Source organism: Nesterenkonia sedimenti, from assembly GCF_012641515.1.
In the GTDB taxonomy this organism is placed as follows: Bacteria; Actinomycetota; Actinomycetes; order Actinomycetales; family Micrococcaceae; genus Nesterenkonia; species Nesterenkonia sedimenti.
Genome location: NZ_JABAHY010000005.1, coordinates 76,527 through 99,742 on the forward strand (window position 1 = coordinate 76,527; position 23,216 = coordinate 99,742).

Consider the following 23,216-nt stretch of genomic DNA (forward strand, 5'->3'; position numbering starts at 1 on the left):
CCGATCATCAGGTGGTGGTGAATTTCTGGTCCTCGCTCAGTGCGACCTCGTCCTCGGGGTCCTTGGGGCCCTTCCATGCGCCCAGCATAGCGATGATGGCCTCCAGCAGGACCCAGGTGGCGGCCACCACGATGATCATGTCAATGGTGAACAGTAGCCAGTCCTGGGCGCGGAAGAGGTCGATCAGCTGCACCAGGGCTGCGTAGATGGTCATGAACAGCACGAAGACCGCCGGCAGCAGCACCGGCAGGAAGGGCCGTCCCTTCCGGATGAGCATCACGGTCAGAATGGTCAGCGAAAGACCCGCCAGCAGCTGGTTGGTGGTGCCGAACAGCGGCCACAGTCGCATACCACCGGAGGCATCTCCGCCCTGGGAGAAGGTCAGGGCGAAGGCCAGGACGACGGCGATGACCGTTGCCGCCAGAGTCGGGATACGCACTCCGGCGATCTGCCCGATCTCCTGGATGACGAACCGCTTCAGACGGGTTGCGGTATCCAGTGTGGTGGCGGCGAAGAGGATCGTCATCGTCGCCAGGATGGTTGCCGAGAGGCCAGTGGGGATGCCCAGGCCGGAGTTGAGGATATTGGCGCCACCTTCGACGAACAGCGGGACACCGCCAGCCTCGAAGGAACTGTAGATTTCCCGCCATTGGGTCAGGGACTGGAAGCCGGCAGTGGTGGCGATAATCGCGCCCAGGGCCAGCAGACCTTCGCCGACGGCGCCGAAGTACCCGACGAACCGGGCGTCCGTCTCCTTATTCAGCTGCTTGGAGCTGGTGCCGGAGGAGACGATGCCATGGAAACCAGAGATCGCACCACAGGCGATGGTGACAAACAGCAGCGGCACCAGGGATGGGGTGTCATCCGGCACCGCATCGTTGACCGCGGGGGCCACCACAGTCGGGGTGGCCAGCAGCACCGCACCGTAGATGATGCCCAGACCGATGAACAGCTGGACCCCATTGATGAAGTCACGCGGCTGCAGCAGCACCCAGACCGGCAGCATCGAGGCCAGTCCGGAATAGAGGAACAGCAGGATGATCCAGATCGCATTGGGAGTCAGGCCGAACAGACCCTCCTCAGGCAGCGAGATGGGATAGGCATCCCCGAGCAGGATCAGCCCGTAGAGGGCGGCCACACCCACGGCAGTCACGGCTACCAGATTCCACTTGAACCGATAGATGGCCTGTCCCACCAGTACGGCCACAACCAGGGCGCCCCAGGTGGGGATCACTGCCCCGGGCTGGGCCACCAGGAGGTCGGAGATCACCACGGCGAAGGCGGCCAGCACCATCAGGATCAGCAGGAAGATGACCACCAGGAAGAGGTTCCGCCCGCGGTTGCCGATATAGGTGCCCGAGAGGGCACCCATCGATTTGCCCTTATTGCGATTCGAGGCCCACAGCGTGCCGAAATCGTGCATACCCGCCATGAACACAGTTCCCAGGGTCACCCACAGGAAGGCGGGCAGCCAGCCCCAGATGACTGCGACGGCGGGCCCGACGATCGGTGCCGCCCCGGCCACTGAGGTGAAGTGGTGCCCCCAGAGGATGTAACGGTTGGTGGGAACGTAGTCCACGCCGTCGTTGAATTCATGAGCGGGGGTCTTGAATTCGGCGTTGAGCTTATAGACCTTTTTGGTGAGGAATCGGGAGTAGAGGAAATAGCCGGCCAGCATCATCGCGACGCCGATGACCGCCAGTACGAGTGAGTTTGGCGCGTCCATGGTGGCTCCTGAGTGATCCGTTGGTTATGTAGCGCGTGAATTTTCAGTATATGGCCCGATCTGTGATCTGGGCCACATTCACGCGCGTGGGGGATCTATGCCACCAGGACGGCCGAACTGAATCAGGAAGGCAGTTTCTGCTCCTCGGTGAGCAGGACGTCGTCCTCCGGCTCCTTCTCCTGTTTACGGGCAGTGAGCATCGCAATGATGGACTCCACCAGCACCCAGGTTCCGGCCACCAGGATGATCACGTTCAGGGTGAAGAGCAGCCAGTTGCCATCCTCGTAGAACCCGGTGACCTGCACCAGGGCGGCATAGAGGCTCATCACCAGGACGAAGACCATCGGGATCAGCACTGGCAGGAAGGGGCGTCCCTTGCGGATGAGCATCACCGTGATGATGCCCATGGTCAGGGCTGCCAGCAGCTGGTTGGTGGTGCCGAACAGCGGCCAGATCAGCATGCCGCCGGAACCGTCGGCACCCTGGGAGAAGGTCAGCGCCGCGGCGATGGTCACCGCAATGGCAGTTGCTGCGTAGATATTGATCCGGAGCTTGGCCAGCTCACCGACTTCCTGGACCACAAAGCGCATCAGGCGAACCCCGGTGTCCATAGTGGTGGCGGCGAAAAGCACGGCCATAGTGGCCAGGATGGTGGCCGAGAGACTTTCGGGGATGCCCAGACCCATATTCACTAGGGCCCCACCGCCCTCGACGAAGTTGTTCACCGGATCATCATTGAATTCGGAGTAGACCTCTTGCCATTCGGCCAGGGTCTGGTAACCGGCGGTGGTGGCGATGATCGCGCCCAGGGCCAGCAGGCCCTCACCGATGGCGCCGAAGTAGCCGACGAATTTGGCATCGGTCTCCCGGTCCAGCTGCTTGGAGGTGGTCCCGGTGGCCACCGTGCCGTGGAACCCGGAGATCGCACCACAGGCGATGGTCACAAACAACAGGGGGACCAGTGAGGGTGTTCCCTCAGGGGTGGCCTCGTTATAGGCCGGGGCAATGACAGTTGGCGTCGCGATCATCACCGCGCCGTAGAGGATGGCCAGGCCGATGAACAGCTGGATGCCGTTGATGTAGTCACGCGGCTGCAGCAGGACCCAGACCGGCAGCAGGGAGGCGATGGCGGCGTAGATGAACAGCAGAATGATCCACTGCCCCTCGGGGTTCAGACCCAGCACCTGATCGGGCAGCTCCACCGGGAACTGGTCACCCAGGATGATCAGGCCGTAGAGGGCGGCCACACCACCGATGGTGACTACCAGGAGGTTCATCTTGAACCGGTAGATCAGCTGGCCGACCACCAGGGCCACCAACAGTGCGCCCCAGACCGGGATGACCGAGCCGGGCTGGGAGACCAGCAGCCCGGAGATCACCACGCCGAAGGCGCAGACGACCATGAGCAGGAGAAGGAAGACCACAACCAGGAAGAGGTTGCGTCCGCGGGGGCCGATATACCGGCCGGAGAGGGTGCCGATGGACTGGCCCTTATTCCGCTGGGAGGACCACAGCGCACCGAGGTCATGCATACCCGCGATGAAAATCGTGCCCAGCACCACCCAGATGAATGCCGGCAGCCAGCCCCAGATGACCGCGACGGCGGGCCCGACGATCGGGGCGGCACCGGCCACTGAGGTGAAGTGGTGCCCCCAGAGCACGTACCGGTTGGTGGGGACGAAATCCACCCCGTCGTTGAACTCATGGGAGGGGGTCTTGAACTGGGCGTTGAGCTTATAGACCTTCTTCGCCAGGAACTTCGAATAGAGGAAGTACCCGGCAATCATCATCGCGATGCCGATGACTGCGAGCACCACAGAATTGAGCGAGTCCATGCTGATCTCCTGAGGGGAAACATACGGGGTGGCGCCGGTCATATTACGCGGAGATTCACGCCACACGAGAATTATGACGGCCAGCGAATTTCCGGGTCAGCGTGTTGCAGTAAAAGCACTAGGAGTGCATCACCAGAGAGCGAGTTGAGTTGCACCCATGACGCATTCCACCCCAGAACCTTCCTCCGTACAGAATCCGCTGCCCAAGGCCACTGCCTGGGAGACCACGCAGATCCTGCGCGATGTTGAGCTGCCCATGATTGCCAAGGGCCCCATCATCAGGCGTCCCAAGATGGTCGGCGTCGTCGAACGTCTCGGTATTGAAGCCCGGGCGGTCAAGCGGATGCAGAGGATGTCGGAGAAATACGGCCGGGGTCCGCTGATGCTCTCAACGCCTAAGAAGATGGCCACCGTGCTGGATCCTGAGCATGTGCACCGGATTCTCGAGGAGTCCCCGGAACCCTTCGCCACCGCGGAGACGCTGAAGCAGAATGCGCTGAAGCATTTCGAGCCTAAGGTGGCCCTGGTCTCCCACGGTCAGGAGCGGGAACGACGGCGCCGGCTCAACGAGGAACTGCTGGACAATGATCATCCCATCCACCGGATGGCCGAACAGTTCATCCCCGCCGTGCAGCAGGAGGCCACCAGTCTCCTGGAGAAGGTCGATGAGGCCGGCGGGACCCTGGACTACGACACCTTCTACAACGCCTGGTTCCGGATGGTGAACCGGGTGGTCCTGGGGGACTCCTTCCGCGATGACTTTGAGCTCATCGAGCTCATGGAGACCCAGCGAGCCCGCGGCAATTGGGCCTTCTTCCGCCCGGTGGACAAGAAGGCCCGGCAGCCCAGCAGGTGCCACAGTGGCTCTTCGCCTTCGACCCCGCGGGAATGGCCAGCTTCCGGGCACTGGCCCTGATGAGCTCCCATCCGGACCGTCTGGAGGCCGCCCGGATGCAGATCCGCCATGAGGCTGAGGTCGCCGCACCCAGGCTGCCGCTGCTGCGGGCCTCCGTGCTGGAGTCCCTGCGGCTGTGGGCGACCACCCCAATGATTCTGCGTGAGACCACCCGTGAGGTGGAGTTCGAACATGGGGTGATGCCCAAGGGCACATCGGTGCTTATCTTCGCTCCCTTCTTCCATCGCGATGAGCGGCACCTGGACTACGCCCACCGCTTCGCCCCCGAGGTCTGGGACCATGATCGCGGACCCGAGGAGTGGCCGCTGATCCCCTTCAGCGGAGGCCCCGGTATCTGCCCGGGACGGCATCTGGTGCTGCTGCTGACCTCGAATTTCCTCGGCGAAATCCTCCGGCAGCGCAATATCGATATGCTCAGCCACAGTCTCCAGCCGGGGAACCTGCCCGCTCTGCTGAACAACTTCTCCCTGAAGTTCCAGCTCTCACAGCGCTGAAGTAATCTCGGGGGCATGACTGAGTTCCAGGTGCCCCAGGATGATCCCTCCCTCTCATTGGAGGAGGTCTGGCCGCCCTTCGGCCTGCGGATCGAATCCCCGCGGCTGATCCTGCGTCAGCTGCGCGAGACCGATTTCCCTGGGTTCGTGGCCGCGGCCTCCTCCGGGATCATGCCAGGACCCCGGAACGCCTTTGCCGCGGCCTGGAATGAGAACACCCCGGAGGATATCGCCAAGAACTCCCTGCCCTGGCTGTGGTCGAAGCGCGCAGCCGTCGGCCCGGATTCCTGGTACCTGTTTCTGGGGGTCTTCCTGAAAGACGAAGATGGTTCCGAGGGGCCGCTGATTGGTGTACAGGATGTCTACGCCGAGGAGTACCGGGTGTTGCGAACCGTCCAGACGGCCTCCTGGCTGCGCACGGATCAGCAGGGCAAGGGCTATGGCAAGGAACAGCGGGCAGCGGCGCTGATGTGGGCCTTTGACCACTTCGATGCCCAGTACGCCGAATCCGCTGCCTATGACTGGAATGAGCCCAGCCTCGGGGTTTCAAAGGGTCTCGGCTATTTCCAATCCGGCACCCGCAGGGTCGCCGATGCCCACGGCAAAGAGCCCGAATGGGAAATCCAGCTGCGGCTGCCCAAGGCCGACTTCCTCCGCCCCAGCTGGAGCGTGGAGGTCACCGGCAATGAGCTGCTCAAAGACTTCATGCACCTCTCGCAGCGGCATGCGCAAACTGACTGAGCAGCTGACCTAGGGGGTCGAAACGGGAGATGCTGGTATCCAGTCCACCCGGTCGAGCGGAGAGCAGCCAGGTCTCGCGCTGACCAGCACGCAGCTGATCGAGCCGGTCTAAGAAGACCCGGGCCTCCGCCTGCGGAAGTGTCCCGGAACGTAGAAGCTCCGAGCCCAGCAGATCCGTGGCGAAGAGTGACCACCGAATAGCCTGCTCAATCTCCCGGACAGCCACCGGCCCCTCGGGACTGGCAGGTTTCGCCGTCTGAAGCTCATCCAAGGCGCCGGTCAGCGCTGCCCGGGCCTCAGCGAGGCTCTCCGCGCTCGGCAGATGGTGCGGCTCGAGGTCACCGGCCTTCAGCACCCCGCGAAAGAGCGGGCTGGCATTGGCCATCTTCGCATCCAGGGCATCGGTGACCTGCCCGATGCTGACCAGCACACTGCCCAGCACCCCCGCCTCATCCTCGAAGACCAGCCGGTCCAGAACCTCTGGCAGCTGCTCAGCCAGGGCCTCTGCCGAAGAAGCATTCCAGCTCACCCCAGCCCCAAAGAGAGCCGGGGCATAGGAGATCGGCAGCGGATCATAGTGACCGTGATCGCCCCAGGAGGTCAGCAGGAAACCCTCGGAGTCATGTTTTACACCGGTGCGGGCGGCGTCGGTGATGTTCCCGATCGCATTCTCCAGTCGGCCCGTGAAGGACTGCCAGGTCCCGGTGCCGGGGGCCACCCAGAACGGCACATCGGCCTCGATCAGCGCAGCAGCCCGTGCCTCAAAATTCGGCAGCTGCCCCAGATCCACCCCATGGGCTTCCATCTGGGCCCGCTCGGCATCACTGAGCTTGCCCAGCACCTCAGCGGTCAGCTCAGGGGAGTCATAGAGCCAGACCACCGGCACCATACCGGCCGGGATCCGGTCCATCAGCTGTGGATAGCTGCCCAGAATATCGGCCCAGAACTCCACGGTATGCCCACGTTCCAACCAGGGCTGAGCCACCTTCTCCACATAGTCCAGGAACACCTCGCCGAGCCCCTGGCGCTCAGTGCGCTCGCGGCTGAGACCAGTGCCCAGCTCCCAGGTCTCATCAGCACCGATATTGATCCGGGAGGAGCGCAGCGGCCCAGTCAGCTCCTCCAGCAGCCCGGTGATGAACTCCGCGTTCTCATCAGTGGGCGCCAGGGTAGAAGGCGGCCGCATAAGACCGGCAAACTCCTGGGGCTCCGGATTCTCCGCCCGGGGGAGGTACCTCTCATAAGTCAGCCAACGCTCCCAATGCCCAAAGGTGTTCTGATTCGGCACCAGCTCAATACCTCGGGCCGCACAGAGATCATCCAACCAGCGCATATCCTCAGCCGTCATCGGGGACGCATCCGCCCATACCTCAGCGTGGTCGGAATAGGCGTAGGTGTGCTCAGTGTAGAGCTCCAGCTGGTTGTACCGGCCCAGCACCAGCAGATCCACCAGACGCCTCAGGGCCCGGCGGGTCGGCACCCGGTCCCGGCTGATATCCAACATGAACCCACGACGACGAAAATCCGGCCAGTCCTCCACCAGCACCGCCTGCTGCTGTTCAGCTGCACGCCCCCGGAGCTGCTCCAGGCTCTGCTGGGCATAGCGCAGCCCGGCCGCATCGGCATAGGTGATCCGAATGGTCTCGGCATACTCCAGCCGGTACCCCTGCTCGGGCAGCTCACTGTCCTGACTGACCACCGTCTCTGCAGCAGGCCCAGGCGGGGTCCGCTCGAGCTCGGTGATCCTACGGGGCGGGGGAAACAGCGAGGTCATCATCGGTTAGACGCTACTGTAGGTGTGATTCACATTCTGGAAATCTTCGGCGCACTTAGGGGACAGATGAGCGGACTGCGGCTCGGCCTGGATATCGGCGGCACCAAAATCGAAGGTGTTGCCCTCAACGGGCAGGGAGAGGTCATCCGCCGGCTGCGGCAGCCCACCGTCCCCGGCGCAGACGGGGTCATCACAGGAATCAACGACGCCGTCGCACAGCTCACCGGCGACCGGCAGGAACCGGCAGCAAGTCTCGGCATCGGTATCCCGGGCCAGATTGATGCCACCGGCGGGCGGGTCCGGCATGCGGTGAACCTCCAGCTCGAAGACCTCGACCTCCGCGAGGCACTGGCACCGCTGGGCATCCCCGTACGAGTGGAGAATGACGTCAAAGCCGCCGCACTGGGCGCATACACCGCCCACACCCCGCAGGCGGAATCTATGGCCTATCTCAATATCGGCACCGGGGTGGCCGCCGGTATCGTCATCGACGGCAAACTGCTCCGTGGTCAGGAGGGGGTGGCCGGGGAGATCGGCCACTTCTCCATCGACCAGCAGGGAACTCCCTGTGCCTGCGGACAGCGCGGCTGCATCGAAACCTTCACCGGAGGGGGAGCAGTCAGCAGGGCCTGGGGTGGCACCGGCCAGCTGCCACTGGCGGAGATTTTCGAAGCCGCTGAGGCAGGGGAGCCCCGCGCCTTCGAGCTGCGCGAGGGTATGGGCCGGGGCATCAGTGCCGCAGTCCAGCTGCTGGTGCTGAGCATGGATGTCTCCGCAGTACTGCTCGGCGGCGGAGTCACTGCCCTGGGCAGCCGGCTGGAGGAGACCGTCCACCGTCACCTCGAACGCATGGCTGCCGACTCCCCGTTCATCCGATCCCTGAACCTCACCGAACGGGTCGATATCCTGCCAGCAGGAACCTTCCTGGCGCCCCTGGGGGCGGCACAGATCGCAGAGGAGAGCTCATGGAACTGACCCCCGCCCAGCAGCAGGGGCTGCTGACCGCGCTGGAAGCCGCCCTGGGTAAGCAGAAAGTCCTCAGCCGCGCCATCGACCGCCACTCCCGGGCCCATGACGCCTCCCACTATCTCTTGGTTCCCCAGGTGGTGGTCAACGCCGAGACCATCGAGGATGTCTCCGCAGTACTTGCCGTGGCCACCGAGCACCGTGTGCCGGTGACCTTCCGCTCCGGCGGCACCAGCCTCTCCGGACAGGCCTCAGGGGCCGGCATCCTGGTCGACACCCGGCGCGGCTTCCGTGAGATCGAAGTCCTCGACGACGGCCGACGCGTCCGAGTCCAGCCCGGGGCGGTACTGCGAGCAGTCAACGCCCGGCTGATCCGGCACCGTCGAGCCCTGGGACCAGATCCCGCCAGTGAAGCCGCCTGCACCATCGGCGGGGTCATCGCCAATAACTCCTCCGGAATGGCCGCCGGCATCGAGCACAACTCCACTCGAACTCTGGAGTCCATGGTGCTGGTCCTGTCATCAGGCACTGTGGTGGATACAGGTGCCGAAGGGGCGCTGGAGCACCTCCGTGAGCAGGAACCCCAGCTGGCGGCCGAACTCGAACGCCTCCAGAAACAGCTGACCGCAGACCCCCAGGCCGTGGCCGAGATCCGGGAACGGTTCGCCATGAAGAACACTATGGGCTACTCCCTGGACGCCTTCTGCGAGGCACCCGATCTGCTGACCCTGCTGACCCGCCTGCTCATCGGATCCGAGGGCACCCTGGGCTTTGTGGCCGAGGCGGTCTTTCGCACTGTTGAGGTCCAACCCGCAGCGGCCACCGGCCTGCTGATCTTCGACTCCGTGGACCAGGCCGCCCAGAGCCTGCCCGCCCTGGTCGAAACCGGGGCCAAGGCCCTGGAGCTGATGGATGCGGCCTCCCTGAAGGTGGCCCGCCGCCTGCCCCAGGCCCCGGAGGTCATCCACGGATTCCCGATCGCCGAACACGCCGCAGTGCTGGTCGAATACCGCGGGGATGACCAGGCCGAACTCGATGCGACCCTCAGTCTCGCCGAACCGGTGCTGAGCAGTGTGCCCACCACCCGCCCGGCCCAGCTCAGCAGCGAGCCGAGCACCCGCGCAGCGCTCTGGAGCGTACGCAAGGGTCTCTATGCAGCAGTCGCCGAGGCCAGGCCCCCGGGCACCACCGCACTGCTGGAGGATGTGGTGGTCCCCGTGGAACGGCTCGCCGATGCCTGCCGGGACCTCGCCGCCCTGCTGGCGGACCACGACTATACCGATCCGGTGATCTTCGGCCACGCCAAGGACGGCAATCTGCACTTCATGATCACCGAGGACACGGAGGATCCCGACTCCCTGGCACGACTGGAGGCCTTCACCGAGGATCTGGTCGAGCTCATCCTCGCCCATGGCGGAAACCTCAAAGCCGAACACGGCACCGGCCGGGCCATGGCCCCGTTCATCGACCGCCAGTACTCCCCGGTGCTGGTGGAGGCACTGCATGCGCTCAAACGCGCCTTTGACCCCGCCGGGGTGCTCAACCCCGGGGTGGTGTTGACCACGGACGCCCAGGCCCATCTGCATGACCTCAAACCCGTGGCCCGGATCGACGCTGAGGTGGACCGCTGTGTGGAATGCGGCTACTGCGAACCGGTCTGCCCCAGCCGGGACCTCACCCTGACCCCGCGGCAGCGCATTGTCATCCGCCGTGCCCGGGAGCGGGCCAAAGCAGCCGGCGACGAGGCCCTGGTCGCCGAACTCGACCAGCAGCAGGAATACGAGAGCATCGACACCTGCGCCGCCGACGGGATCTGCGCCACCGCCTGCCCGGTGGGGATCGACACCGGGGCCATGGTCAAACGCCTCCGCGGGGAAGAACACGGCCGACTGGCCCAGAGCACCTGGAAGACTGCGGCCCAGCATTGGAAAACCGCAGTCAATACCGCAGGCTTTGCCCTGAATATCGCCCAGAAGGCACCACCAGGACTGATCACCCTCCCCAACCGGGCCGCCCGGGCAGTCCTGGGTCCGGACACTATTCCGCTGTGGTCCCAGGACCTCCCCTCAGGGGGACAGCGCCGCAGCCGGGTCACCGAGAAGATCACCAGCACAGCTGGCCAGAGCGAACCCGCTGCGATCTTCCTGCCCAGCTGCCAGGGCACCATGTTCGCCCCCGCGGAGGGCTCAGAAGGTGTGCAGTCAGCCGTGCTGCGGCTCTGTGAGGCAGCCGGGGTGAGCGTCGTCGTCCCGGGGGAGATCGATGGGCTCTGCTGCGGAACCCCCTGGTCATCCAAGGGGTTCACCAGTGGACACCAGGTGATGGCACAGAAGGTCCAGGAAGCCATCGGCAAACTCCAGCAGATCCACGGTGCGGAGATTCCGGTGATTGTCGATGCCACCTCCTGCACCGAGGGGGTTCAGGGAATCGCGCAGCAGGCCCCAGTGGTGGATGCGGTCAGCTTCGTCATCGAGACCGTTCTGCCCCGCCTGGTGGACACACCCCGGCAGCCGGTGGACTCCCTGACCCTGCATCCGACCTGTTCCTCCCAGAAATCGGGGCTGAACCCTGCACTGCAGGCACTGGCCGAGGCCATTGCCGATGAGGTGCATATCCCTGAGGACTGGGGCTGCTGCGGATTCGCCGGGGACCGGGGCATGCTCCACCCCGAACTGACCGCCTCAGCCACTGCAGCCGAGGCCGGACAGGTCAGAGAGTACGACGCCGCCGAACACGCCTCCTGCAACCGGGCCTGCGAGATCGCCCTGAGCCGGGCCACCGGCTACAGCTACCGGCATCTGCTGGAGATTGCCGCCGAGGTCCTGGCCCCGCAGACCGTGACCGCCTAGGGATCCACCACCTGAAGGCGCTCCACGGGCACCGAGGACTGCTCGACTGAAGGAGCTGGCGCCGGGGGAGTCAGCGAACCCAGAACAACAGGCCTCTGGGCGCCTGTGGCGCGGGGACCATGGGGATCGCTCAGCTGTGCCGGTGCCGTGCCGGGCAGACCATGTACGGCCAGGAACCCCAGCAGAGCGAAGAGATAGGCCTCCTTGGCATCGGCAGCCAGGCCGAGCTCACTGCTGGTGGTCACCTCGCCGGTAAGCTCAGCCAGCCGGTCCACCAGGACAGGGTTGCGCGCCCCACCCCCGGAGAGCACCAGCCGCTGGGCACCGGTGACAGCATCGGCGATGGTCCGGGCGGTCAGTTCCGTCAGGGTCGCAAAGAGATCATTGCCGGTAGGTACCGCAACCCCGGCCTCGGCCAGCCGCTGGGCCACATAGTCCCGGTGGAAATACTCCCGGCCTGTGGTGCGCGGGAAATCGCGGGCGTAATAGGGATCGGCCAGCAGGGCCTCCAGGGCTGGGGAATCTACCTGTCCGTCCGCGGCAAGGGCCCCACCGGCATCACATTTCTGGCCCAGCTCGGCAGCAGCGGCATCCAACAGACAGTTGCCCGGACCGGTATCTCCGGTGCTGATCTCCTCGCCTCCGACCAGGGTGAGATTCGCTATCCCACCGATATTCAGCACTGCAGTGGGCTGCTCACCCAGCCAGAGCTGATCCAAGAGGCTCACCAGGGGTGCTCCGTGACCGCCGGCTGCCACATCGGAGCTGCGCAGATCCGAGATCACCGGCAGCCCGGTGGCAGCGTGGATCCACGCTGGCTGACCCACCTGCAGGGTCCCCAATACCCGTCCCTGGGCCACATGGTGGAACAGGGTCTGGCCATGAGAGACCACCAGTTCAGCAGACCCCAACTCAGCCAGGCCAATCCGCCCGGCCTCACCGAAGGCCTGCCCAATCCGGGTGTCCAATGCACACCACTGTCGGACCCCCACCTCAGCCGGTGGGAGACTGGCCAGAATCTGCTCCCGCAGCTGCGCATCCCAGGGCACCTCCAGATGTCCCAGGGGTTTCAGCTCAAGGGTTGAGGGATCCGCAGCGAAGTTCAGATCGGCCAGGGCGACGTCGATGCCATCCACCGAGGTGCCCGAGGACAGGGCTAGGACCCGCATCAGCTCTCCCGGGAATCAGTGTCGCCGAAGATGAGGTCAAGCACCGCCTGAGCATTTGCCCGCCCGACCCCATGGGCAAGTACCAGGGCGGCGGAGCCCACCTCGGGGGCCGATGCCGCGGTCCCGCCGTGGACCACTACCGCCTCCGGTTGGGCACGCAGTAACTCATCGAGCAGCCGCTGCTCCTCGGGATCGGCCAGGGGTTCCCGGGTCAGGGCGATCACTGCTGAGCCGGGAGTGATCCCCGCCAGCTCCTGCGGATCCTCAGGGGCCAGGACCTGCGCCTGGGGGTGACGCTGCTGCAGGGCCCGCCAGAACCCGGGGGTTACCCGTCCAGCGGCCTGATTGATCTTCTGGCGCAGATCCACCAGTACCGGATCCCCGCTGCGCACCGGATCGCCCTGCACTACCCGCACAGCCTTCCGGGCGGCCTCCGCGCCGGCGGCAGCCACCGCATTCAGTGCCTCCTCGGCTCCCAGCTCCTGGGCATCGGCACGGTAGCTGCGCACCCGCCGTCGCAGTGTCTCCGCCCGGTTCACTGCCTGGGAGAGCAGCTCGGAGCTCAGCCGCCCCGCCTGGACCGCCTCGGCAATAGCGTCATAGGCCAGTTGGAACATTTCCTGATCATCCCGGCCCGCGGTGGAGCCGAGGCAGAGCAGATCCGCACCGGCCTCCAGGGCGCGCACACAGGCCTCACCGAAGGTCTCCTGGTCAGCGCCGGCCACCGCACCCATATCCAGGGCATCGGTGATGATGGCGATCTCCTGACCCCCGGGCAGGGCCCGCACCAGCTCGGTGACCGCCGGTTCCAGGCTGGCCGGGGCTGGTCCCAGGGCCGGAATATGCAGATGCCCGGTCATCACTGAATCCAGTCCCGCCTCGGCGGCGGCAGTGAAAGGCGGCAGATCCCGGGTCATGAACACCTCCCGGTCAGCATCGAGCACCGGCAGGGTCAGATGGGAGTCCACCGTGGTGGCCCCATGCCCGGGGAAATGCTTACCGCAGGCCGCCACCCCGCCGGCCTGCAGTCCCCGGGTGAAGGCCGCACCATGCGCGGCGGTCTGCTCAGTATCGGTATGGAAGGCCCGCACTCCGATCACCGGGTTCCGGGGCTCCGAGGCCACATCCAGAACCGGTGCGAGATCGACGTCGACCCCTGCACTGCGCAGCAGAGCACCCAGGGCCGCCCCGCCACGTTCGGTCAGCTCCGGATCACCGGCGGCCCCGAAGGCAGCGGCACCGGGGAGATCAGAACCGGTGGCTGCCTGCAGCCGGGAGACATCCCCGCCCTCCTCATCAATGGTGACCAGAAGGCCCGGATAAGCCTCATGGAGACTGTCAGTCAGGGACCGGGTAGTGGCAATATCGGGGGTGTTATGCGCAAAGAGCACCACACCGCCCAGACCCTCCTCCGCGGCCTGCAGCAGCCAGGCAGGAGCAGTGGTCCCGGTGAAGCCGGGGAGCAGGACGCCGAGGATAAGTCGATGGTGATCCATATCAAAAGGTTTACATGATTAGGCTGATCGAGGAAAGTGACTAACTATGAACACCCACATCCGCCCGCCCGCCGTACTGGGTCTCGATATCGGCGGCACCAGCAGCCGGGCAGCGGTGATGACCCCCAGTTATGAGGTGCTCAACCTCGTCACCGGCCCCGGGGCGAACCTCCGCTCCTCCGCCGGAGACCTCCCCGCCCAGCTGACCGAAGTCTTCCGCGCCGTCCTCCGGGAAGTCGCTGTGGATATCCAAGCAGTGGTGGCAGGAGTCGCCGGTGCCGGGGCAGCCGGTATGCCTGCAGCACAGGATCTGCTCAGCGCCGCGGCAGCCGAAGCCGGACTCCAGGCGCCGATGCAGGTGGTCCCGGATCCGGTGATCGCCTTCGCCGCAGGCTCCCCTGACCCCGATGGCGCGCTGCTGCTGGCCGGCACCGGCGCCATCGCCGCCAGCTACCGAGGCTTCACCCAGACCCAGCGCGCCGACGGCCTCGGTTGGAAACTCGGCGATATCGGCGGCGGTATCTGGCTGGCCCTGGAGGGACTCCGAGCCGCCGCAGCCGCCCTGGACAACCGGGGCGCGCCCACCAGCCTCACCGAAGCCGCACTGGAGCTCACCCAGGAGATCGGCCCCAGCAGCGGTGACCCCCGACAGGACCTCATCCGGCTGCTGGATAAGCGCTCGCCGGCCGAACTCGGAGCCTTCGCCCGCAGGGTCACCGAAGAGGCCGAAGCCGGTGATCCCACCGCCTCAGCCATCACCGAAGGCGCAGCAGCCGGTCTGCTGCAGACACTGTCAGCAGTCGACGACGGCGAAAGCCCCGTGGTGCTGGCAGGCTCCGTACTGACCAGCCCCGGACCCATCCGCCAGAGAATCACCGAAACTCTGGGAGCCCGAGCCCGCGATGCCGCCCAGCCGGTCATCGGGGCCCTGCGCCTGGCTGCCCGGGCTGCCGGCTGGCCCCTGCCATGGGTCACCGATATCGCCCTCCCCGAAGCCGCTGGGCATATTCAACATGGGCACATCCAACAGCGCTCAATCCATATCGACCACTACCGGCAGGAGGATCACCGGCAGCTCTACGAGATCTGCCTGCGCACCGGGGACTCCGGCGAAGACGCCACCGGGATCTATCAGGACCCCGATCTGCTGGGGCATCTCTACCTCGGCGCCTATCTGCAGCATTCCCCCGAGCTGGCTAGGGTGCTGCGCAGTCCCGAGGGCTTGGCGGTGGGCTACTGTGTGGGGGTGGCTGATACCACTGCCTTCGAGCGCTGGTGCGAACAGCATTGGTGGCCGCAGCTGCGTCGTCGTTATCCCCTTCCGGTCCAGGAGGATGAGTCTGCCGATGCCCGTCTGATCCGCAAGATCCACAACCCGCCGCGGACCACCCAGCCCTGGCTGGCCGAACACCCCGCCCATCTGCATATTGACCTGCTGCCCGAGGCGCAGGGCGGCGGAAACGGGGCCAAACTGCTGCGCAGCGTGCTCGCAGCGCTGACCGAAGCCGGAGCGGCCGGGGTGCATCTGGGAGTCGGCGCGCGGAATGTCCGCGCCATCGGCTTCTACGAACATATGGGGCTGCGCACCCTCGAGCATCTGCCCTGGGGCCTCACCATGGGAACCCGCCTGACCGTGTAACGGCTATGTTTCAGATCACAAAATTTATTGACATGGATTGCCCCGGCTCGTAAGTTATTGACAACCACCTTATGAGGGAGTCATCACGTGGCATCTGTGCAGACCGGGCTGGATCGAGTCCTCAACGGCGAGGCAATCCTGCCCGCCGGGCCCCTGGCATTCTGCACCAACTACACCTCCGTCACCGAGGATTTGGGCCGCGGTGTCGATGCACTGCTGGCCGCAGGAGCAGGTATCCGATCCTTGCTGACACCGGAGCACGGCTACTGGGGCGCCGCCCAGGCCGGGGAATCCGGCGGCGACAGCAGCGATGCGGCCACCGGCCTGCCGATTCTCGACACCTATCTCCTCGAAGGTGAGGGCCTCGATGCCCTGCTACGCCGGACAGAAGCCCCGCAGGTGGTAGTCGATATGCAGGACATCGGCACCCGGTTCTACACCTATATGTGGACCCTCTACGATCTGCTCTGCTCCGCGGCCCGCACCGAAACCGCCGTCACCGTCCTGGACCGGCCCAACCCCCTGGGCACCCGCAGTGCAGGACCGGGCCTAGCTCCAGAAGCCGCCAGCTTCGTAGGACGGGTCTCCATTCCCCTGCAGCACGGCCGGACCCTGGGCGAACTGGCCCTGTGGTTCAACGAGGTTCACGTGCCTGCGGCCACCGGCAGCAAGGCGGAGCTCGAGGTCATCACCTGTACCGAGAACCGGCCCCTGGGTGCCCACCGCTGGGTGATGCCCTCACCGAATATGCCCACAACCACCACCGCGGTGCTCTACCCCGCCACGGGGCTGATCGAGGGCACAACCCTGTCCGAGGGACGCGGCACCACTGCACCCTTCGAACTCTTCGGAGCAGCCTGGACCGATTCCCGGCTCGCCGCGGCCCTGCGCGAACACCAGCTGCCCGGCCTTGAGGTTCGCGAGGCCGTCTTCCGGCCCACCTTCTCCAAATGGGCCGGCGAAACTGTCCACGGGGTCCAGTTTCACCTCACCGACGCTGAAGCATTCGAGCCGGTGACCACCGGCTGGAAGGTGCTGAAGACCATCGCCCAGCTCTACCCCGAGCAGCAGCTCTGGCGGGAACAGACTGATGCCACCCGGCCCCCGTTCATCGACCTCCTCTGGGGCTCAGCTGCCCTGCGGGAAGGAATCGACGACGACGCCGAGCTCACCGAGGTGCTCGCCGCGAGCCCCGCGGCCGAGGAACCACCGGCTGCCACAGATCTCTATTCATCGCACCGCTAACCGCAATCCCATGGAAGGAACACTATGCGGACCACTCGCACAATCAGATACACCGCAGGTCTCGCCGCGGCCTCACTGGTCCTGGCCGGCTGCGGGGGAGGCGACAACGGAGCCGCCGGAGACGGTGAGGTCCAGCCGCTGACCATCCACGCCAATGACGGCAACACCCACCAGGCCAATTTCAACCCCTTCGCCTCAGCTTTTCTGGCCGGCACCCGCGGGTTCATCTACGAGCCGCTGCTGATCTCCACCCCCATGCAGCCCGGTGAACCCATCCCGTGGCTGGCCGAATCCCTGGAGTGGAACGATGAGGGCACCGAGGTCACCCTGACCCTGCGCGAGGGCGTGCAGTGGAACGACGGCGAGGACTTCGACGCTGAGGATGTCGCCTTCACCTTCAATATGATGATCGAACACCCCTCCACCAACCTCTCCGCACTGCCGGTGGAGTCGGCCGAGGCCACTGATGATCACACCGCCGTGATCAGCTTCAGTGAGACCGCCTTCGCCGATGAGGCCGCCATCGGAAACACTGTGATCGTGCCTGAGCACATCTGGGCCGATCTCGATGAGCCCACGGAGTTCGTCAATGAAGAAGACCCCGTCGGCACCGGTCCCTTCGAACTGGACCAGCTCAGCGACCAGCTCTATATCCTCGCTAAGAACGAGGACTACTGGGACGCCGATGACATCGAGGTCCAGGAGATCCACTACCCGGCCCTGACCGGTGAGACCCTGACCACCACCCTGGCCGCAGGCGACCTCGACTGGTCCGGCGGCTTCATCTCCAATATCGAAGACGTCTTCATCAACCAGGACCCGGAGAACCGGCACAACTGGTACCCCGGTGGCGGACAGATCACTGTGGCGATGAACCACGAGGAGGAGATCTTCGAGGACGTCGAACTGCGCGAGGCACTCAGCGCCGGTATCGACCGCGAGCAGATCTCCGAGGTGGCCATGCAGGGCTACACCCCGCCCTCACACCCCACCGGCCTGCCACTGCCGACCTACGATGACGCCATGGCCAGCGAGTTCGAAGAACTCGCCTATGAATACGATCCCGATCTGGCCAATGAGATCCTCGACGAGGCCGGCTATGAGGAAGGCTCCGACGGCATCCGGGTGGCCCCCGACGGCACCCCGCTGTCCTGGGAGCTGGCCATCCCCTCCGACTGGCCTGACTGGGTGGATATCTCCCAGCTGCTGGAGGAGCAGCTGGCTGAGATCGGCATCGCCGTCGACCCCCAGGGCATCTCCCATGAGGCCTATATCGAAGCCCGCAATAACGGAAACTTCGAGCTGACCATGGCCGCCATCCCCGTGGGGCTGACCCCCTATGACCTCTACTCGCAGATGATGTCCTCGGAATACGCCCCCGATGACGACTCCGATGCGGTCAACGCCAACTTCGGCCGCTTCTACTCTGATGAGGCCGATGAAGCACTGGCCCAGTTCCGCAACACCGAGGACGACGAGGAACAGCAGGAGGCCCTGGAGGAGCTGCAGCGCATCGCCGTGGAGGAGATCCCCTACCTCGGCCTGGTGCAGGCACCGAACTGGTTCAACTACAGCACCGAGCGCTGGGAGGGCTTCCCCAATGAGGATGATCCCTACGCCCTGGGTGCTCCGTTCCAGTCTCCGGATAACGCCCTGACCATCCGTGAGCTGACCCCCGCCGAATAAGCACTGACGGAGCTGTTGATCCCCCTGGGAGGGCGTACGTGAAATTCCTGCTGCGCAAGGTGATGCTCTATGTGTTCATCGCCTGGGCCGCATTGACGCTGAACTTCCTGATCCCCCGACTGATGCCGGGCGACCCCCTGGTGCTGCTCATGGAGCGCACCGAGGGTCGCCTGGACCCGGGGGCTCTGGAAGCGATGGCCGAGGCCTATGGCCTCACCGATGCGCCCCTGGTGGTCCAATACTGGGACTACCTCAGCTCCCTCGTCCAGGGGGATCTCGGCCTGTCCATCGGCTATTACCCGGTGCCGGTGGCCGATATCGTCGCCGGGGCTATGCCCTGGACCATCGGCCTGGTGGGGGTCACCACCATCATCAGCTTCCTGCTGGGCACCGGTCTGGGCGTCATCCTCGCCTGGCGGCGGGGCAAACGCTCCGACTACGTGCTGCCGGCACTGACCTTCCTCAACGGTGTGCCCTATTTCTGGATGGCCCTGATCCTGGTGCTGATCTTCTCGGTGAACCTCGGCTGGTTCCCGGTGGCCAACGCCTATCAGCCCATCCTGGTCCCCGGGTGGAACCCCGAATTCATCAGCTCAGTCATCTACCACGCCATCCTGCCGGCACTGACCATCGTCATCGGCTCCTTCGCCGGCTGGGTGCTCTCGATGCGCAATATGACCGTCACCGTCCTCGGCGAGGACTACGTGACCATGGCCGAGGCCAAGGGACTGCCCCGCCGCAAAGTGCTGCTGCGCTACGGAGCCCGCAACGCCATCCTGCCCTCGATCACCGGTTTCGCCCTCTCCCTGGGCGCAGTGGTCGGCGGGTCCATGCTCACCGAGGTCATCTTCAACTACCCCGGTGTCGGCTACACCCTCTTCCAGGCCGTACAGAACCAGGACTTCCCGCTGATGCAGGGACTGTTCCTGGTGATCTCCCTGGCGGTGATCCTGGCCAACCTCCTGGCCGATATCGTCTACATCTTCCTCGACCCGCGCACCCGAGCGGAGGCCTGAACCCATGAAGCTGAACTCACTCTGGCCCGCCTCCGGCAAAGTCCGCGCCGGGCTGATCATCGTCATCTTCTTCGTCCTGCTGGCGGTCTTCGGGCCGATGATCACCGATTACGCCCCGCGGGCCACCGGCAACCCACCACTGCAGCCACCCTCAGCCGATCACTGGCTGGGCACCACCCAGACCGGACAGGACGTCTTCAGCCAGTTCGTCCACGGCGCTCGGGTCTCCCTGGCGGTGGGCTTCATCGCCGGTGTGCTCTCCCAGATCGTCTCCGTGCTGGTCGGCCTGGTCGGCGGCTATTTCCGCGGGATCGCCGATGAGATGCTCTATATCCTCACCGCGGTCTTCCTGGTCATCCCCGCAATGCCGCTGCTGATCGTGCTCACCGGTTATTTGCCCACCCGCGGGATGATCTCAGTGGCCATCGTCATCACCATCACCTCCTGGGCCCCGGCAGCCCGCGTGCTGCGCGCCCAGACCCTCTCCCTGCGCAACCGAGACTTCGTCGAGGCCGCCCGCGCCACCGGCGAATCCCGGATGCGCATCATGTTCTACGAGGTGATGCCCAATGCCCTGCCGGTGATCGCCTCCGGCTTCCTGTTCTCCACGATCGCGGCGATCCTCGCCGAGGCCGGACTGTCCTTCCTCGGCCTGGGCTCCCTGACCACGGTCAGCTGGGGCTCGATGCTCTACTTCGCACAGAACAACCAGGCGCTGCTGGTCGGGGCCTGGTGGTGGTTCGTCCCACCGGGTCTGGCGATTGCGATCATCGGTGCCGGACTCGCTCTGATCAACTTCGGCATCGACGAATACGCCAACCCCCGGCTGCGCACCGGCAAATCCCGACGCAAGGCAGCACGCCCGGCCGGTCGGGGTTCCGCGGCTATGAGCAGCACCGCAGCATCGGCAGCCGCAGGTGCGGAGGCGTCATCGTCATCCTCCGGGGTTTCAGAGGGGAGTTTGGGAGGTACGGAATCCACTGAGACAACCGACGACGACGCCAGCCCGCCCCAGATCAGAGGATCCGAGGTCCCCGGGGATCCGGTGATCTCGGTGCGTGACCTCATTGTGGACTACCCCACCGAGGACGGGGCGGTCCGGGCGGTGGACCATGTCTCGATCACCCTGCACCGCGGTGAGCTGCTGGGTCTGGCCGGTGAATCCGGTTCCGGCAAATCCACCCTGACCAATGCCATCACCCGGCTGCTGCGCAACCCCGCAGAGGTCAGCGGTGGTGAGATCACCTATCACCGCAGCACCCGCACCGGGGAGAGCACCGAGGTGGATCTGCTGAACCTCCCGGCCGAGGAGCTGCGAGCCTTCCGCTGGAGCGAGCTGGCCATCGTCTTCCAATCGGCGATGAACGCGCTGAACCCCGTCCTGCGGGTCTCAGCACAGTTCGACGACGTCCTGCGGGTCCACCGCCCCGGGATGTCAGCGGCAGGCCGGAAAGAACTGGCCCAGGAGATGCTGCATAAGGTCGGCATCGACCCCGAGCGGGTCACCGCCTACCCCCATGAGCTCTCCGGGGGAATGAAACAGCGGGTGGCCATCGCCATCGCCCTGGTGCTGGAACCCGATGTGATCATCATGGACGAGCCCACCACCGCCCTGGACCTGCTGGTTCAGCGGGAGGTGCTCGAACAGGTGATGCAGCTGCGGGAGGAATACGGCTTCGCCATCATCTTCACCACCCACGATCTCTCCCTGCTGCTGGAGATCTCGGACACGATCGCGGTGATGCAGACCGGAACCCTGGTCGAATACGGACCGGCCACCGATGTCTACTCCGACCCCCGCCACCCCTACACCAAGACACTGCTGAGCTCGCTCGCGAACCTGGGAGCCCGGATATGACCACAGTCCCCACCACAGATGCACAGAACGGCCCCGCCGCAGGCGCCGGTGAGGTGATCCTGGAGGCCCGTGACCTCGTCAAGGACTTCCGTGGCAAACGCGTGGGCCTGCACCGGCAGCGTTTCCGCGCAGTGGACCATGTCTCCCTGCAGCTGCGCCGCGGACAGGTCACCGCCCTGGTCGGCCAATCCGGTTCGGGCAAATCCACCGTCGGCCGGCTGCTGGCCCAGCTGATGCCCCAGACCTCCGGTGAGCTGCTGCTCAACGGGCAGCCGATCACCGCCCACCGGGGGCGGGCCTTCATCCGCTACACCAGCACCGTGCAGATGACCCTTCAGGATCCCTTCGCCTCCCTGAACCCGGTGCACCGGATCAGCTACATCCTGGCCCGGGCGCTGAGCATCCACGGTCACGCTAAGGGAGCCGAGGAGATCGAGGAGAAGAGCCTGGCCCTGCTCCGCAAGGTCAATCTCACCCCACCGGAGCGCTATCTGCGCCGGTTCCCCCATGAGCTCTCCGGCGGTGAGCGCCAACGAATCTCCTTCGCCCGGGCCCTGGCCGCCGAACCGCAGGTGCTGCTGGCCGATGAGCCGGTCTCGATGCTGGATGTCACCATCCGCAAGGAGATTCTGGACCTCTTGGACCAGCTGCGCACTGAGGAGAACCTCGCAGTCCTCTACATCACCCATGACCTCGGCTCCGCTAGGGCCTACTCCGAGGAGACCCTGGTGATGTACCGCGGGGAGGTCGTCGAACGCGGCAGCAGTGCCGATGTCATCGACAACCCCCAGCATGAATACACCCAACGCCTGCTTGCCGCGGCTCCGAACCCGCGACGTCGGCTCAGCAACCCCGGTGAGGAGTTCCGCGGATGACAAAAAGTGTGGGAGCAGACCACAGCCTGGCCGAACTGGCCACTGAAGGAATCGACGAACGCTACCGCGACCTCGACTCCCGAAGCACCCTGGGCGTCCTTGAGGCGATGAACGAGGCCGAGGCCGAGGTGCCCCGGGCCGTGAACCGGGCCCTGCCCCAGATCAGCCAATTGGTCGATGGTGTCGCCGCCCGGCTGCGCACCGGGGGACGGCTCATCTATCTCGGCGCCGGGACCTCCGGGCGGCTCGGCATCGTCGATGCCTCCGAATGCCCCCCGACCTTCTACACCTCCCCGGAGACTATCCAGGCGCTGATCGCCGGCGGACGGGAGGCGGTGTTCTCTGCCGTGGAGGCAGCCGAGGACTCCCAGGAGGCCGGGGCCAAGGATCTGGCCGAACTGCAGATCAGCAGCCGGGACGCCGTCGTCGGGATCGCTGCCTCAGGCCGGACACCCTATGTGCTCGGTGCCGTCCGGGCCGCAGCCGAGGTTGGGGCGCTGACCGGCGGTATCGCCTGTAATACCGGCTCCGAGCTCAGCGCGGCAGTCCAGTACCCCGTGGAGGTCGAGGTCGGCCCCGAGGTGCTGGCCGGTTCCACCAGGCTGAAGGCCGGTTCAGCCACCAAACAGGTGCTGAATATGATCTCCACTGCCGTGATGGTCCAGAACGGCAAGACCTACGGCAACCTCATGGTGGATGTGGCCATCACCAATGCGAAACTCCGCGACCGCGGTGAGCGGCTGATCATGCGGATCACCGGATGTGACCGCAACCGGGCGAAACATGCTCTGCGGGACTCCGGGGACCGGGTGAAAGTCGCCGCAGTGATGCTCACCCGGGGCCTGGACCGAGAGGCCGCGGAGCTGGTTCTGCGCATGAATGACGAACGGTTAGCCCCTGCACTGGAGGCAAACTGATCTATGATCTCCAG

At 65.3% G+C, this 23,216-nt stretch carries 17 protein-coding genes; 12 read left to right on the top strand and 5 right to left on the bottom strand.

Features of this window, described 5'->3' with window-relative positions; translation table 11 throughout:
- Nucleotides 1-7: 7 nt before the first annotated feature.
- Together HGQ17_RS06940 and HGQ17_RS06945 are read right to left on the bottom strand one after the other, a co-directional pair.
- On the bottom strand, nt 8-1,726 hold the full coding sequence (locus HGQ17_RS06940; RefSeq protein ID WP_168887240.1) for a carbon starvation CstA family protein: 1,719 nt from the start codon (nt 1,724-1,726) through the stop codon (nt 8-10).
- Between the two features lie 122 nt (nt 1,727-1,848).
- Nucleotides 1,849-3,561 (bottom strand): carbon starvation CstA family protein, encoded by a 1,713-nt coding sequence (locus HGQ17_RS06945; protein WP_168887241.1) that lies wholly within the window; start codon nt 3,559-3,561, stop codon nt 1,849-1,851.
- A gap of 157 nt (nt 3,562-3,718) precedes the next feature.
- Between HGQ17_RS06945 and HGQ17_RS15025 the strand changes: the two genes are divergently transcribed.
- From HGQ17_RS15025 to HGQ17_RS06955, 3 genes are read left to right on the top strand one after another with little or no spacing between them, the layout of a single operon-like run.
- Entirely contained in the window at nt 3,719-4,477 is a 759-nt protein-coding gene (locus HGQ17_RS15025) for a cytochrome P450 (protein ID WP_211090499.1), read from the top strand.
- The gene (locus HGQ17_RS15030) at nt 4,450-4,971 is read left to right on the top strand and encodes a cytochrome P450 (protein WP_211090500.1); all 522 of its coding nucleotides are present in this window, start codon (nt 4,450-4,452) and stop codon (nt 4,969-4,971) included. The genes HGQ17_RS15025 and HGQ17_RS15030 overlap by 28 nt, the downstream gene beginning before the upstream one ends.
- A 15-nt stretch (nt 4,972-4,986) precedes the next feature.
- Nucleotides 4,987-5,712, top strand: a complete 726-nt coding sequence (locus HGQ17_RS06955) for a GNAT family N-acetyltransferase (protein WP_168887242.1) — start codon at nt 4,987-4,989, stop codon at nt 5,710-5,712.
- Here the strand turns inward: HGQ17_RS06955 and HGQ17_RS06960 are convergent.
- A complete protein-coding gene (locus tag HGQ17_RS06960) occupies nt 5,675-7,489 on the bottom strand; it encodes a family 20 glycosylhydrolase (protein ID WP_168887243.1) in 1,815 nt (604 codons plus the stop codon). The two genes, HGQ17_RS06955 and HGQ17_RS06960, sit on opposite strands and share 38 nt — an antisense overlap.
- A gap of 63 nt (nt 7,490-7,552) precedes the next feature.
- Here HGQ17_RS06960 and HGQ17_RS06965 point away from each other — a divergent pair, with 63 nt between their 5' ends.
- Nucleotides 7,553-8,461, top strand: coding sequence for an ROK family protein (locus tag HGQ17_RS06965; RefSeq protein WP_324615216.1), 909 nt, complete (start codon nt 7,553-7,555; stop codon nt 8,459-8,461).
- Entirely contained in the window at nt 8,452-11,301 is a 2,850-nt protein-coding gene (locus HGQ17_RS06970; RefSeq protein WP_168887244.1) for an FAD-binding and (Fe-S)-binding domain-containing protein, read from the top strand. The genes HGQ17_RS06965 and HGQ17_RS06970 overlap by 10 nt, the downstream gene beginning before the upstream one ends.
- Here HGQ17_RS06970 and HGQ17_RS06975 read toward each other — a convergent pair.
- Both HGQ17_RS06975 and HGQ17_RS06980 read right to left on the bottom strand, forming a co-directional pair.
- Nucleotides 11,298-12,470 (bottom strand): anhydro-N-acetylmuramic acid kinase, encoded by a 1,173-nt coding sequence (locus HGQ17_RS06975; RefSeq protein ID WP_168887245.1) that lies wholly within the window; start codon nt 12,468-12,470, stop codon nt 11,298-11,300. The genes HGQ17_RS06970 and HGQ17_RS06975 overlap by 4 nt on opposite strands.
- Nucleotides 12,470-13,966 carry a glycoside hydrolase family 3 protein gene (locus HGQ17_RS06980; RefSeq protein ID WP_168887246.1) on the bottom strand — a complete coding sequence of 499 codons (1,497 nt, stop codon included), beginning with the start codon at nt 13,964-13,966 and terminating at the stop codon, nt 12,470-12,472. The genes HGQ17_RS06975 and HGQ17_RS06980 overlap by 1 nt, the downstream gene beginning before the upstream one ends.
- Before the next feature lie 46 nt (nt 13,967-14,012).
- Here HGQ17_RS06980 and HGQ17_RS06985 point away from each other — a divergent pair, with 46 nt between their 5' ends.
- The 7 genes from HGQ17_RS06985 (at nt 14,013) to murQ (ending at nt 23,202) form a co-directional block, all read left to right on the top strand.
- Nucleotides 14,013-15,605 (top strand): GNAT family N-acetyltransferase, encoded by a 1,593-nt coding sequence (locus HGQ17_RS06985; protein ID WP_168887247.1) that lies wholly within the window; start codon nt 14,013-14,015, stop codon nt 15,603-15,605.
- A gap of 87 nt (nt 15,606-15,692) precedes the next feature.
- On the top strand, nt 15,693-16,850 hold the full coding sequence (locus HGQ17_RS06990) for an exo-beta-N-acetylmuramidase NamZ family protein (RefSeq protein WP_168887248.1): 1,158 nt from the start codon (nt 15,693-15,695) through the stop codon (nt 16,848-16,850).
- 24 nt (nt 16,851-16,874) lie between these two features.
- Entirely contained in the window at nt 16,875-18,536 is a 1,662-nt protein-coding gene (locus tag HGQ17_RS06995) for an ABC transporter substrate-binding protein (RefSeq protein ID WP_168887249.1), read from the top strand.
- Nucleotides 18,537-18,574: 38 nt separating this feature from the next.
- Nucleotides 18,575-19,552, top strand: a complete 978-nt coding sequence (locus HGQ17_RS07000; RefSeq protein ID WP_168887250.1) for an ABC transporter permease — start codon at nt 18,575-18,577, stop codon at nt 19,550-19,552.
- A 4-nt stretch (nt 19,553-19,556) separates the two neighbouring features.
- A complete protein-coding gene (locus tag HGQ17_RS07005) occupies nt 19,557-21,410 on the top strand; it encodes a dipeptide/oligopeptide/nickel ABC transporter permease/ATP-binding protein (protein WP_168887251.1) in 1,854 nt (617 codons plus the stop codon).
- Nucleotides 21,407-22,285 (top strand): ABC transporter ATP-binding protein, encoded by an 879-nt coding sequence (locus HGQ17_RS07010; RefSeq protein WP_168887252.1) that lies wholly within the window; start codon nt 21,407-21,409, stop codon nt 22,283-22,285. Before HGQ17_RS07005 ends, HGQ17_RS07010 begins: the two co-directional genes overlap by 4 nt.
- A complete protein-coding gene (murQ, locus tag HGQ17_RS07015; RefSeq protein ID WP_168887253.1) occupies nt 22,282-23,202 on the top strand; it encodes an N-acetylmuramic acid 6-phosphate etherase in 921 nt (306 codons plus the stop codon). Before HGQ17_RS07010 ends, murQ begins: the two co-directional genes overlap by 4 nt.
- Nucleotides 23,203-23,216: the final 14 nt, after the last annotated feature.